Source organism: Desulfurobacterium atlanticum, from assembly GCF_900188395.1.
Classification (GTDB): domain Bacteria; phylum Aquificota; class Aquificia; order Desulfurobacteriales; family Desulfurobacteriaceae; genus Desulfurobacterium_A; species Desulfurobacterium_A atlanticum.
The window spans coordinates 1-13231 of sequence record NZ_FZOB01000015.1; the positions used below are offsets into that span (position 1 = coordinate 1).

The window sequence follows — 13231 nt, forward strand, 5'->3', positions numbered from 1 at the left end:
GGTATGAATGGGAGAACGCCTTTTGAGGTTTTAAAGAGTAAGTTGGATTGTTTGTTTAATCTTAATGTTGCTTGTTTCCCTGTTGTGCTGCTTGAGGATGTTTTTGTGGTGGCTAATAGGCTGGGGGTATTGGAAAAGGGTGGGGAGAATGTGCTCACCCCCTACCGTCAACCCTTCAAAACAAAACATGAATTAGTATTATTAGAAATGCAATCTGTAAAACTGATGCTGATATTCCGAAAAGTAATGCAAGAGGTCCTTCTTTAAGAAGCTCTGAAAATTTTATTCTCATTCCGATTCCTGCTATTGCCACTACAAGAAGATACTCACTTGCAAGTTTTATAAGATGAATAACACTAACTGGAAGATATCCGGAAGAACCTATTACGCTTAGAAGGAAAAAAGCGATTATAAATGGAGGAACTGAAAATTTCTTTTTTGTGCTCTCTGTTCCCTCTCCTGCAAAAATATAGGAGAAGACGACTGCTATGACACCAATCATCAGAACTCTTGCCATTTTAAACAAAATTGCATATCTTGCTGCTTCAATACTTACAAATGAACCGGCCACAACAACCTGTCCAACGGATTGAAGACCACCACCAATTAACGCTCCTGTTTTAATAACATCATAATGAAAAACTTTCAGAGCAAGAATGGGAAGAAGGAACATGGATATTGTTCCTACAAGATTTACAACTGCAACAGGAATACCAACTTCATCCTCTTCAGCCTTTAAAATTGGGGCAACTGCTGCTATAGCCGAAGAGCCACATACCGCATTTCCTGTTCCCATAAGAAGTGAAAACTTTTCAGAAAATCCAAGTAACCTGCCTATTATGTAGTTGGTCAGGATAACAAAGGGAACAAGTAAAAGGACAAGAAGGATTCCTTTAATTCCCACTTTTATAAGGGCATTTAGATTTAGACCTATACCAAGCAGGGCTATTGCAAGGGCGAGAATTTTACTTTCGGCAAACTTTACTCCCGGTTGAAACCTTTTGTCCTTTGCCAGTGTATTTCCTGCGATAATTCCGAGAAGGATTGCAAAACTGTCAGCACCAAGTGATGGAAGTAATTTTCCAAACAAAATTGAGATAACAGCCACGATAACACACGCTGTCAATCCGTCAATTATCTTTCTGTCAATCATTGTTAACCTCTAAGATGCTCTTCTCGTCTATAAAGAGAAGTTTCAGAGCTTTTACTTTTAAACCGTAAGCTTCAAAAATGCGCTTATAAAAATTAAGCTGTTTCTTGTATTCTTCAATACTGTTTTCGTTGATATATCCTGTTTTAATGTCCCATATTTCAACTGAATCTTTTTCTTTTAAAATGATGTCAACTCTACCTGATAAGAACTCTTTGCTGTTAAAGTGTTTTACGTCAACTTCTGTTTGTGCATTTTTTAAAAAAGACAGTTCATTTTCAAGGTAATCAAATATTTCGTTAAGTCTTGGGATTAATATATTTTTTACAGCTTGAAATTTGGTTGTTGCATAGGAGATAGCTTTTTTCCTATCAGCACCTTTTATAAATGCTTCACATAAAAGGTGGACTGCTGTTCCATAATCTTTAGGAGATATTCCGTAAGGAGCTGGAGTTCCTCTTTCATTTGTAAACTTTTCCTTATTTTCTTTTCTGGTAGGATAGGTTACCGGGATTGTTTTAATCTCCTTTTCTGCTACAACTTCAAATGTTTCGTCTTCTCTTTTTTTCTCTTCAATTTCTGGAAATTTATCAACCACAAAGTTTTTAAATATCTCCACCGGAGAGTTGTCGCTACCGTAAGGGAATTTCAGCTCCTTTTTTGTTTGTAATAGTGCAGTTATAAGTCTGTTTTTAGCCCTTGTCATGGCAACATAAACAAGGTTTTTTGATTCTATCTCATCAAGATACTGGTCAACCTTTTTAAGCATATAGAAAAATGGACTGCTTTCAAATTTTTCCTCTTCTGTTTCCCTATCCTGTGAAGGGATGTGAAACAGCTTAACTCCAAATCCAACACTGGTGTAAAGGAATTTTCCTGTGGGTGGATTTCTTCCCCAGGGTAGAAGGATAACGGTGTCAAATTGAAGACCTTTAGCGGCGTGTATTGTCATAAGAAAATAGCCGTTTCTCTTTTCAGGGCTTTTCTGAACAGCTTTTTCCCGAGAATTCATAAGTTTTTCTATCTCTTCAACCATTTTATCAAAAGATAGGTAGTTTTCTTTTTCAAATCGGGAAACTTCTTTTATAAGTTCAAGAATGCTAAAGTAAGATTCGCTATCAATTACCGACAGGATATCCATATATCCTGTTATTTCAAGAAGTTCTGTTAAAAGAACAGAGTGGAGCTCTCTGTCTTTTTTATTTCTTATGACTTCAACAGTATCCAAAAACTTTTTTACCTTTTCGTCAAGGGAGAGATTTCCTGTAGTTCCCTCTTTTATAAAGGAAAGTGTCTGATAGTGGTCAAGTCCGCAAAATCTTGATGATAGTAGCAGAAATAGAGATTTCTTATCTTCTTTGTCCTTAAGCCATTTTAAAAGATTTAAAAACTCCTTCATTCCGTAAGTGTTAAAAGGATTTGTTCCTACTGTTGAGTAAGTTATACCGTGTTCTCTTAGAACTTCCTCAAACTTCTCAATGTCCCGCCTTTTTCTTCCTATGACAGCAACCTGTCCTTTTAAAGAATCTTCATAAGTAAGTTTTAGCGCTTTTTCTGCAAATTCTCTCTCGTTGTAGGTTTCATAGATTATGGTTTCAACTTTACCACCTTCTATTACTCCCTCAAAAGGTTCAAAAGATAGCTCCACTCCAAGGGGTTTATCACTTTTATTGTAGAGAATGTCAAAGGTTTTGTTGAAAATCTCTAAAAGATTTTTTCCGCTCCTATAGTTGGTTGTTAAGTAAAATTTGTTCTTAATTTTTTCTGTTGCTTCTTTCCATATTGAAATGTCCGCTGACCGGAATCTATAAATTGACTGTTTCGGGTCTCCAACGACAAAAATTTCAGGTGGTGAGGAAGTTTTTTCTTTTAACGTTTCTATAATTTTCCATTGAAGAGGGTCTGTATCCTGAAACTCATCAACAATTATCACTTTGAAATTTTCTGCAATCTCCTCTCTTATGTTATCTTCATCTTTAACCATTTTGTATGTGAGTTCAAGAAGGTCGTTGTAACCTATTTTTCTGTTCTCTTTTTTAAGAAATTCATACTTTTCAAACGATTTTTTAAGGAGATACACAAGATTTTCGGCTATCTCTTTCTCTTTTTTCATATTTTTAAAAGCTTTTTCTGAGAAGGAAAAATCTCTGACTATCCGCCTGTAGCTTTCTATTACAGATTCAAACATTTTGTCAACAGAAAAACTTTCTCTGAAAATAGCGTATCTTGTTCTGTGTTTTATGCTGGTTTTAATAAAATTGACAACCGTTTTGAGCCCATCAACGTAATCTGATGATATTTTATTTATAAGATTTTTAAGAAATTTAAGGTCTGTTTCTCCAATTATAGAGTAAACAGCTTCATCAAGAAGTTCTTCAATCTCTATATCTGTAATCTGTTCACAATCTATGTCAAGATACCCGTTTCTTATTCCAAATCTTTTAAGGAGATCGTAGCAGAAAGAGTGGATTGTGCTTATGTGGGCAGAAGGAAGGTATAAAAGAGCTTTTTCAAAATTCTGTTTTCCCTTGTTTATCTCTTCATATATTCTGTTTTTAACACGGTCTTTTAGCTCTTTGGCTGCTGCTTCTGTAAAGGTGATAAGAACTATCTCATCTACCGAAATGCCTTTCTCAAGATATGTGATAAATTTTTCAACTATAAGTTTTGTTTTTCCTGTGCCGGCGTTTGCTTCTACGATAGCATCTTTGTTGAAGTTGAGAACAGCTATCTTATCTTCTGATAGTTTTTTCATCTTCCACCCGGTAAAATAGATGATTTTCAAAAACTGTTTTTATCTTTTTAAGTTTACCTGTATCTTTTACAGGAAAGGCTTTAAACGGTTTTTTAAGCAGCAGTTCTGCCTGATAACTTAACCTTCTATCCCAGATTATATCATCAGTTTTTTTACACATTTTACAAACAGTTCCCCCTTTCTCTAAAGAGAAAGCGACAATTTTGGAAGAACCGCAGGAAACGCACTGTTTTAAAACAGGAAAAATTCCTTCAAAGTATGAGAATTTTACAAGAAACATTGTAGCAGCAAGAAGATATTTTTCATCTATACTGAAATAAAATTTTGTTAGCTGGTAGATTTTTTTGTTTGGAGCAAGCACCGCTTTGTCAAGATAAGTAGATAATAGAGAAAGGTATTTAAATTTACTAAAATTTTCTGGAAAGTGGTGTTTTATAAGTTTTATATTTTCTGCTTCTGCTTTCTCTTCAAAAATCTTTAGTTTGAAGATAGATATGGAAAAAGGTTCAGCGGCAAGAGGAAACTCTTTTAAAGACGGCTTATAAAGAATGTTGATTTTCCCAAGTTTTAAAGTGAAAACTGTTAAATGAGAAAGCTTTTCTGACAAAATCTTTCTTTTTAGAACAATTCCTTCAGTTTCCATAGTCGGAATTATAATTTATAAACATGTGAAGGCAAGTGAAGTTATGAAAATCTTCTTACAACGTTTTCTATCTCCCTTATAGATACAGGTTTTGAAAAGTAATATCCCTGCCCTTCCTTTACCTTAAAACTTTTAAGGAGTTCTACAACTCTATCGTTTTCTATATACTCTGCTATTATATCTATATTAAAAACTTCGGTCATAAAAGAGATAAGGGAAACTACTTTTTTTAGGTTTTCATCATTTTCTATATTTTTTATTAAGGAACCGTCTATTTTTATTCCTGCAAGCATACCTCTTTTCACAAGTTCAGCTACAAGACGGAATGAAGAGTAGCCACTTCCAAAATCGTCTATATAAATAAGAAAGTCAAGGTCTCTACTTGCTATTTCAAGGATTTTAAAGTTGTCAAAAAGGACCTGCTCAGTTATTTCAACATTTACTTTTATGCCAGCATTTTGAAGAAACTGAACGGTTTTTGAGAAAGCATCTCTGTAAAGTGCTGAACCGAGAGATCTGTGGGAAATGTTTATGTTTATCGGGCACTTTAACTGAGCAAGTATTTCTCTGTATGTTAGAAGCTTTTGAAGCACTTTTAAATCGCACTCTATACTTAAATTGTTTTCATAAAGTTCGTCTATAAAGTAACCGGCTGATATTACTTTATCATCCTGTATTACTCTCATAAGCACTTCAAAATGGTTTATCTTTCCAGTTCTAAGGTCAACTATCGGCTGGAAATAAACATCTATTTTATCTTCTCTCAGACTTTCCAGAATAAGTTTCAGCTTTTTTCGCTTTTCCTGTATGAATTTCTCAAGTTCAGCAATGGTTTCAAGACTTGCTTTCTTCTCATTTACAAGAGACAGTTTTGATTTTGTTAGTAACATGGAGGAGATAAGGTCAGAAGTTGTGCTGAATTCTTCCTTTTTTAGCTGAAGTGTTACAAGGATTGTTGTTAAAAGTATATTTTCATCGGCAGCTTCAATCTCAAAATCTGAAAGCATGGACATAATTTTTTCTTCAATCTCTATAATTTCTCCGATTGAGAAGCCATTTTTGAAAAGAATAACAAGAGAACCGTTTGTAACAGATAAACATTCACTACCATGGGTTAAATTCATGTTTACAAGCAATTCTTTCACTTTAGCTTCAAGTTTTCCAAACATTACAATTGCTGTTTCAATCCCGTAAATTTTTACAAGCTCATCGTAGTTTCCTATGGATATTAAGGTTAAAAATGTTTTTTCATTATTTTCCACTTCTTTTATAAGAGCGTCAGAAAATCTTTTGATATCTTCAACTTTTTGTTTTCCGAACTCTTTGACTATTTCTGTAACGTCTGTGAATATAAAAACTACTCCTTCTCTTTCCTTAAAGCATTCTATTAAATAATCTTTCTCATTTATGGTTTTTAAGATGGTGCACGAATACCTGTTTTCAGGTTGAAGGATTGTTAAAGGACAGTTAATGGAATCATCTTCACACTCAAGTTTTCCAAATATTATCTGACTGCAGGTTCCATTTGATGGATTTTCAGTATTGAAAATTTCTCTGAAAGCTTCATTTGAATAGATGATTTCTCTATCTGGTTTTACTACAAGGACAGGTTTTTTTAGTTTTTCCCAGACCTTTAATTTTTCTTCTGTCATCCTATTCTCCATAGGTTTTTCCTAATTTTGAATTATAATATTTTTTGATGATGATTATCAATCTTGGGAACTATCTAAAATGAACTCAGGAGAAGGAATGTTTACTATTCATGGCTGGTCTTTTGATAAAAGTGTATGGAGAAATACAGAGTTTGAGAAATTTCACCATTTTGAACTTCCAGGTCACGGGGAATCTCCGTTTAAAGAGACCGATTTAGAGAAACTTGCTTTTGAAATGGGTGAAGTGGTTTCCGGTGGGACTGTTGTAGGATGGTCTATTGGTGCAACGGTAGCTTTGCTTTTAGCGTTCTATTTTCCTGCAAAGATTGAGAGACTTGTCCTTTTTTCTCCTACTCCATCTTTTTGTAAGGTTTCTCAAAATCCAATTGTTTGTAAAAATTTTTTAAGAAAACTGAGAAGGGATTATGAGAGAACTGTTAAGTGGTTTAGAAAGGAGTGCAGGTTTGATGGAGATGTTCCACTTCCTGAGAAAGAAAAAGCTATAACACTCCTTGAAAGTTTCATGAAACTTGATATTTCTGATATTCTTCCTAAGATAAACGTTCCCGTTTCAATTTATGTTGGTCAGAAGGATAAAATTACAACTTTACAGGGAGCGTTCCAGGTGTTTAGGTATCTTCCAAAAGCCACTTTGAAGGTTTATCCTGGAAAAGAGCATTATATTTTTGGTGGTATTTAAGTGTGGGCTTTAGAAGATTTTTCGGTTGAAAAGCAACTTTAATAGGAGATTTTACATACAAACTCAACATCTTTTTGGAAAGGATTGATTCATGAAAAAAGTAGCGTTTTACACACTTGGTTGTAAGATGAATTTTCATGAGACCGCCTATATGCAGGAACAGTTTAAAAATAAAGGCTATCAGATAGTTCCTTTTGATGAGGTGGCAGATATTTACATCATAAATACCTGTACGGTAACTTCAACAGCAGATGCAAAATCAAGGAAGGCTGTAAGAAAAGCAAAGAGAAAAAATCCTGAAGGAGTTGTGGTTGTTACGGGATGCTACAGTGAAGTTTATCCTGAAGAGGTAGAGAAAGTTAAAGAAGCTGACATAATTACCGGAAATGTTGAAAAGTTTAGAATGGTTGAAATTGTGGAGAATTTTAGAAAGCAAAAGTTGGTTTGCGGTGTATGGAATGAGGTAAAATTTTTCCCGCTTGTTAATCTTGATTACGGCAGAAAGAGCAGAGCTTTTGTTAAAATTCAGCAGGGGTGTGAATCTTTCTGTTCCTACTGCATCATACCTAAAGCAAGAGGAAAGTATCTCAGCGAACGTCCGGAAAAAGTGATAGAACACATTAAACTTTTAATAGAAAGGGGATACAGTGAAATAGTTTTAACCGGCACACACCTTGGAGCTTACGGTAAAGATATGGATTATTCACTTGCTAAACTTCTGAAAGAGTTAATAAAGATTCCTGGAAGGTTTAGAATAAGGTTAAGCTCTATAGAACCACAGGAGTTTACTGAAGAATTGATAGAAGTTGTAACTTCTGAAAAGATAGTTTCGCATTTTCATATACCCCTTCAAAGTGGTAGTAATAAAATTCTTCAGCTTATGAGAAGAAGATACACCAGAGATTATTTCTTTTCACTTGTTGAAAAGTTGACTCAGATTAAAAAAGATGTTTGTATCGGGACAGATGTGATGGTAGGTTTCCCTGGAGAAGAGGAGTGTGATTTTATGGAAACGTTTTCCTTGCTGAACGATTTACCTGTCGGATATCTTCATGTTTTTCCATACTCTGAAAGAAAGGGAACCAGGGCGTATTTTATGGAAGGTAAAGTAAAAGACAGTATTAAAAAAGAGCGGTCGGAAAAACTTATAGAGCTTGGCAGGGATAAAAGTTTCAAATTTAGAGAGAGATTTAAAGGAAAATTCCTTGAATGTGTGCCTCTTGGAGAGGAAGGGGGAACTGTTGTTTTAAGCGGTAATTACATCCATATTAAAGTTGATAAGCCTGCGGGCAACGAAAAATTTTTAAAGGTGAAGCTAACGGAAGTTGGAAAGGAGAGGGAAGATAACAGAGGAGTCATTGTTTCTGAAGATGCTTTAAAAACATAGTGGCGTAAGCTCCTTTTGGCAAATAGAAAAAAATGTGATTGCCAATTTTTTTAAGTTCTTTTACATTTATATAGGTCATTCTGTAATCCCCTTTTATTTTCAGATGTTTAAGAAGGCTTAAAAATTCATTTAGCGAAAAACCTTCTTTCTGAAGAACGGTACTGTAATAAAGTTCTGATTCAAGAAGTTTCTTTTTATATCCCAGTATAGTCCAGAATTTTGGTAATTTTGAGATGTCAATGTTTTCTGGAATGAAGAATTCTTCTTCCGCTTCTGCAATAAAGTATCCTTCGGTTTTCTCTTTTAAATATGTTTCAAGGCTTTTGTTCCAGAGAAAGCTCAGATAAGAATCTATGTAAAAGTTTTCAATCCATTTCAGTTTTTTTTCAGGAGAACCGATTAACTTTCTCAGTAGTTCCTTTCCTTTATCTTTGTTTCTTTTCAATCTTTGAATATCATAATAGTTTATGAACCAGCTTTTTTCGGATATTTCAAGGTTTTTAAGATTAATGGCAAATCTATTCCCTTTTAGCTGTCCCACTTTTAGTTTCTTGCTTTTTCTACCGATGAATTTTAGAATAAACCAGCTATCTTTTTTTAAAGTTTTTTTTAAAAAATCTCCTTTAAATGTTTCAAAAGTTATAAACTGTGAAGAAATAGAGATTTTATCTTTCATTCCCGCATAGCTGAAGTTAAGCTTTCTTGCCAGCTCTTTGGTTGTAAGGTTTCTTTTTACGAGAAGATAAAGAAAATGCTTTCCGTTTTCGCTTATCTCATGTTCAGCAATCTCTTTAACTATAAAGTCTTCCGGCTCTGTTCGTTTCCAGTTAAATTTGATCATACAGCTTTGTCCTTCTCTTTTGCCCTTAACATACCGCAAGCGGCTGATATGTCCTGTCCCCTTGAGTCTCTTATAAATGTTGCTATTCCTGCATCCCAGAGAGTCTTCTGGAAAACCTCTATCTTTTCTCTGGGAGGCCTTTTAAACGGCGAACCGGGATACTCATTAAACGGAATAATGTTTATCTTTACAGGAATTCCTTTAACAAGTTTAATCAGTCTTTTTGCGTCTTCTACAGAATCGTTTATTCCCTCCATTATAAGGTATTCAATCATTATTCTTCTTACGTTGTTTGCCGGGTAATTTTTAAGCTCTTTCATTATCTCTTTTATTGGATAGCGTTCATTTAACGGTATAAGCTTGTTTCTTGTATTATCATCGGTTGCGTGAAGAGAGAGGGCAAGCTTTATTTTTGGAAGTTCTTTTGCCATTTTTCGTATTCCCGGTATTATTCCGCAGGTAGAAACTGTTATTTTCCTTGTTGAAAGTCCGAGCATTCTGTCATCTGTGAAAATCTCTATACTTTTTTTAAGATTTTCAAAATTAAGCAAAGGTTCTCCCATTCCCATGAAGACTATGTTGGAAATTCTTTTCTCTGCACCAATATCCCTTTGAACACTTATATACTGGTCAACAATCTCAGAGGTTGTTAAGTTTCTTGTAAAGCCATCTTTTGCTGTAAGGCAAAAGGCACATCCGACAGGACATCCAACCTGAGTTGATATACATATTGTGTTCCATCCTTCTTCTGGAATAAAAACCGATTCTATTCGGTTTCCATCTTCAAGTTCAAAGAGATATTTTACCGTGCCGTCTGAAGATTTTTCCTTTTTTAGAATTTTAAGATTATATATTTTTGCTTTCTTTTTTAGTTTTTCTCTGTCTTCTTTTGATATATCTGTCATCTGGTCAAAGTCTGTAACAAGTTTTTTATAAAGCCACCTTGCTATCTGAACGGCGCGGTATTTTTTTAAACCTTCAGAAAGCACAAATTTTTCAAGTTCTGGAAATGTAAGGGATTTAAGGTCGGTCACCTTTGTTCTCCCTGTAGGTTCTATGTAGTTTGTAAGTCTTGTATATGCCCCAGGATGTGGCAGTGATGAATAGAACGGCAACAATAACTACAAGTAGAAGATTTAACCAGAACATTCTTAACCCTTAATAAAATTTACTGAGAAGGAAAATATAGCTGAGAAGCTCTTGAGTCAATAAGCGGAAGGGAAAAAATCCCTTCCTATTTTGTAGTTTATCCTTTAAGAACAGCTTTTACACCAAGCTCATATTTAGGATTGTTGATTGTGAAAATCTGGAATTTCTGGTATATAGGACCTTCATAGGTCACTTTGCCGTTTTCTTTTGCTCTTACGATGACCGCAGGGTTGTTCGGTTCGTTTGTAGCGGAAGTGTATTCGTTGTTCATGAGTTTAAGGTCTGGAACGATGTAGAGAATATCTATTTCTGTGTTTCCTATTTTTATTTTATCGCCAGCTTTTACCTTTGCTTCTTTTACAACTTTTCCGGTTGTTTTATCAATAATCACAACATCGGCAAATTTCCATGTTTTTTTCACCTCTTCAGGTATGTTGACCGGTTTTGTAAGCTTTGTCATCGTTTCAGGATGCATTCCAGGTTGCATCTGCCCCATTCCCATCATTCCCTGAGGAGGCATACCCATGGTTCCGTTTATTGGTGGGTGTCCTGGCGGAAGCTGTGTTTGATTTCCGATTGGTGGGTGCCCCGGTGGAAGTTCTCCTGCAGGCATATTCATTGAAGTTGTTTCTTTCTCCTGAGTTTCACTTTTTTTTCCACATCCTGCAACTGCAACAGAGGCAGCAAGACACAGAAAAAGAGCTGTCTGTTTTTTCATCCTTACACTCCTTAAAAGCTTTTATTTGAAATTTGATTATATACCACACAGGCTAATCTTCAAGGGTTAACACACCTTCCAACTTTCTAAACTTCTTTATAAGAGAAGGGATAAAAGATGCTAAAACCGTTAATTGAGAACGATTTACACATAGTTTATCATCTCCGTAACATCTCTCAATTTTTACAGAAAAAAGTTTCTTTAGATGTTCTACTGTGAATTTTTCAACATCCTGATTTTTATCGCTTATGTATATACTATCAACAAATCTGGCTACTTTCTCCGCTATTACCCAGCTAATAAACCTTCCACCGATAATTCCGAGACTCTTTATTTTCTTATCTTTAATCCGGTCAGCCAGTTCATCAACGGTCATTTCAGGTTTATTCTTTTCGCCAAGAGGTGAGTTTAGAAGTAGAAACCAGTGGGCATCTCCTACAAATACTCCACCTATCTTCTTAAGTGGATAGATGTTTTCCTTTCCGAGAAAATTGGCAGATTTTACTATTACTTCAGAGACAGTCCTGTCAGCAGGCACAGGAAACGGAGAATCTTCAATTTCTTCTGCCATTATTTCCATAACTTTCGGTAGTCCAAATTTTTCAACTGTTGCTTCATAAGGCATGTAGCCTGACATATACGCGTGGTGATTTCCGGGAAATCCACTGATAACACTGTTAAGCCCACATTTCAAACCAAATCTTAACTCATCTTCATACTGTCCATTTGTGGCAACTATCTTTCCTTTTGAAACAATCCTAGCCATAACAACAGCTTCACCAAAGGCTCTTACTCTGTTTTTTGCACAGTTATAAGGTCCACCTTCTATAACTATTTCATCAATTTCGTAATCAATACACGCTTTCAATCCTTTTATAAGCTCATCTTTCCCGTCTCCAACACATATTATTGCACCTACTCCTTTTCCAGAACTTCTGGCTTTCTCTATTACATAAAGAGTTTCGTCCGGCGGAGCGGCATGAGAGGTGTTTTTCTGAAAACTCATAAAACTTACACTTATAGACTGGCAGATTGAGAACCACTTTTCCATCTCTTCTTCGTTTGCTTTTTCCTTTTCAATCAATCTTTTATGGATTCTGCCTCTTGGACATCCATTAAAAGGCTTTCCGGTTCTGTAACAATCAGCAGGACAGTTTACAATCTCTTCAGGATATCGCATCGGTCCATACTTTCCAAAATGATCAACATCAATTGGCATATCTGTTAGTTTTCTTAACTCTTCCATAAGAGCGAAAGGAGTTTTTTCAAGCTTTTCCGCTATATCAGCAATGGCGTAAGAGCAAACATGAACAGGAAAACCCAGCCTGTCAACTAACCTAAAACTGCCCTTTATCTCTGCAAGGGACTGCTTGCTGCTTATTACATCCACAAGGATTTCATTTAAATCACATCCAAACGGAAAGGATTTGTAAATCTGCCCCAATTTTGAAAGTTCCTGATCAGTGAGCATTTCTATATTTTCTTTCAATTCATTAAGATTTTGTTTTCCTTCAGTTTCAAGGTTTAAAATAGCTGAACAATCTCCATCAAGCACTCTGTCTATCAGCTCTCTCATTTCTTTCTCCTGTAAAACTCTCTCAAAATTTCTACTGCCATGGTATCAGCTATTCTGTCAAGGATTACAGATGAAATTGGTAATTTCTCTTTTATTAAAATCCCCGTTCCTATAAAAAGTACATTTTTCAGGTTTTCAGGAAGGTTAAATTTCTTTAGAAAAAGTGCCGGTCCTTTTTCCACAGATGAAAGTCCTCTGTAAACTCCAATTTTTTCATCTCCAAAACCGAAAACTCCGTTTGTTGTAATAAACGGAATTTCCAATTTGTGGCAAAATTTTATAATTTCAGAAATAAGAGGGAGAGTGTTTCCTCCTGCTATTGTTGAAACGACTATATCCGCTCCTTTAAGTTCTTTAAGGTTTTCAGCAGAAAAGTTGAAAGGGTATGCTTCTATCTCTTTATATTTTGTATCGGGAGTTAGAAATTTTCTTTTTAGAAAGGATGCTTTGTTTTCTTTTGGAATAGCTCCTTTTTCTATGTGGTAGTAATCGTTTTCCTCTATTGTCCCACCATCGTAAATCACAATGTGTCTAAATCCTCCCCGATGGGTCATTAAAATTCTTTCAAACACTCTGATTCCAAGTCTTCCAGCTCCTAAGAAAACGATTTTTCCAGAAGGTATCAGTGTTCTTTCAAGTAATTCAACTTTATCCATAAGT

11 protein-coding genes are annotated in these 13231 nt (G+C 35.1%); 2 read left to right on the plus strand and 9 right to left on the minus strand.

The genetic code is table 11. The features are described 5' to 3' along the window. Positions 1–175 precede the first annotated feature (175 nt). Genes CHB58_RS08180 through CHB58_RS08195 form a run of 4 tightly spaced genes read right to left on the minus strand, consistent with a single transcriptional unit; the run spans position 176 to position 6200 of the window. The gene (locus tag CHB58_RS08180) at positions 176–1153 is read right to left on the minus strand and encodes a YeiH family protein (protein ID WP_089323621.1); all 978 of its coding nucleotides are present in this window, start codon (positions 1151–1153) and stop codon (positions 176–178) included. Next, positions 1146–3905, minus strand: coding sequence for a UvrD-helicase domain-containing protein (locus CHB58_RS08185; RefSeq protein ID WP_089323622.1), 2760 nt, complete (start codon positions 3903–3905; stop codon positions 1146–1148). The genes CHB58_RS08180 and CHB58_RS08185 overlap by 8 nt, the downstream gene beginning before the upstream one ends. Then, the gene (gene recO, locus CHB58_RS08190) at positions 3883–4548 is read right to left on the minus strand and encodes a DNA repair protein RecO (RefSeq protein WP_089323623.1); all 666 of its coding nucleotides are present in this window, start codon (positions 4546–4548) and stop codon (positions 3883–3885) included. The genes CHB58_RS08185 and recO overlap by 23 nt, the downstream gene beginning before the upstream one ends. Before the next feature lie 41 nt (positions 4549–4589). Further along, entirely contained in the window at positions 4590–6200 is a 1611-nt protein-coding gene (locus CHB58_RS08195) for an EAL domain-containing protein (RefSeq protein ID WP_180706465.1), read from the minus strand. Between the two features lie 97 nt (positions 6201–6297). On the opposite strand from CHB58_RS08195, the gene CHB58_RS08200 reads away from it, so the two are divergent. Together CHB58_RS08200 and mtaB are read left to right on the plus strand one after the other, a co-directional pair. Further along, complete coding sequence (locus CHB58_RS08200; protein ID WP_089323625.1) at positions 6298–6900, plus strand: alpha/beta fold hydrolase; 603 nt, start codon at positions 6298–6300, stop codon at positions 6898–6900. Positions 6901–6991: 91 nt separating this feature from the next. After that, complete coding sequence (gene mtaB, locus CHB58_RS08205; protein ID WP_089323626.1) at positions 6992–8287, plus strand: tRNA (N(6)-L-threonylcarbamoyladenosine(37)-C(2))-methylthiotransferase MtaB; 1296 nt, start codon at positions 6992–6994, stop codon at positions 8285–8287. Here mtaB and truD read toward each other — a convergent pair. The 5 genes from truD to CHB58_RS08230 all read right to left on the minus strand — a co-directional run bounded on the left by truD (position 8256) and on the right by CHB58_RS08230 (position 13227). Further along, a complete protein-coding gene (gene truD / locus CHB58_RS08210) occupies positions 8256–9128 on the minus strand; it encodes a tRNA pseudouridine(13) synthase TruD (protein WP_089323627.1) in 873 nt (290 codons plus the stop codon). The two genes, mtaB and truD, sit on opposite strands and share 32 nt — an antisense overlap. Further along, positions 9125–10162: a dual-specificity RNA methyltransferase RlmN gene (gene rlmN / locus CHB58_RS08215; protein ID WP_089323628.1), complete on the minus strand. Its 1038-nt coding sequence runs from the start codon at positions 10160–10162 to the stop codon at positions 9125–9127. The genes truD and rlmN overlap by 4 nt, the downstream gene beginning before the upstream one ends. A 212-nt stretch (positions 10163–10374) precedes the next feature. Next, positions 10375–10995 carry a hypothetical protein gene (locus CHB58_RS08220; RefSeq protein ID WP_089323629.1) on the minus strand — a complete coding sequence of 207 codons (621 nt, stop codon included), beginning with the start codon at positions 10993–10995 and terminating at the stop codon, positions 10375–10377. Between the two features lie 52 nt (positions 10996–11047). Beyond that, complete coding sequence (gene hmdC / locus CHB58_RS08225) at positions 11048–12571, minus strand: 5,10-methenyltetrahydromethanopterin hydrogenase cofactor biosynthesis protein HmdC (RefSeq protein WP_089323630.1); 1524 nt, start codon at positions 12569–12571, stop codon at positions 11048–11050. After that, positions 12568–13227, minus strand: a complete 660-nt coding sequence (locus tag CHB58_RS08230; protein WP_089323631.1) for a ThiF family adenylyltransferase — start codon at positions 13225–13227, stop codon at positions 12568–12570. Before CHB58_RS08230 ends, hmdC begins: the two co-directional genes overlap by 4 nt. Positions 13228–13231 lie beyond the last annotated feature (4 nt).

Bases quoted from the DNA above. Each gene is read 5' to 3' on its own strand.
- CHB58_RS08180 (WP_089323621.1), bottom strand. From the start codon at position 1,153: ATGATTGACAGAAAGATAATTGACGGATTGACAGCGTGTGTTATCGTG.
- CHB58_RS08185 (WP_089323622.1), bottom strand. From the start codon at position 3,905: ATGAAAAAACTATCAGAAGATAAGATAGCTGTTCTCAACTTCAACAAA.
- recO (WP_089323623.1), bottom strand. From the start codon at position 4,548: ATGGAAACTGAAGGAATTGTTCTAAAAAGAAAGATTTTGTCAGAAAAG.
- CHB58_RS08195 (WP_180706465.1), bottom strand. From the start codon at position 6,200: ATGACAGAAGAAAAATTAAAGGTCTGGGAAAAACTAAAAAAACCTGTC.
- CHB58_RS08200 (WP_089323625.1), top strand. From the start codon at position 6,298: ATGTTTACTATTCATGGCTGGTCTTTTGATAAAAGTGTATGGAGAAAT.
- mtaB (WP_089323626.1), top strand. From the start codon at position 6,992: ATGAAAAAAGTAGCGTTTTACACACTTGGTTGTAAGATGAATTTTCAT.
- truD (WP_089323627.1), bottom strand. From the start codon at position 9,128: ATGATCAAATTTAACTGGAAACGAACAGAGCCGGAAGACTTTATAGTT.
- CHB58_RS08220 (WP_089323629.1), bottom strand. From the start codon at position 10,995: ATGAAAAAACAGACAGCTCTTTTTCTGTGTCTTGCTGCCTCTGTTGCA.
- hmdC (WP_089323630.1), bottom strand. From the start codon at position 12,571: ATGAGAGAGCTGATAGACAGAGTGCTTGATGGAGATTGTTCAGCTATT.
- CHB58_RS08230 (WP_089323631.1), bottom strand. From the start codon at position 13,227: ATGGATAAAGTTGAATTACTTGAAAGAACACTGATACCTTCTGGAAAA.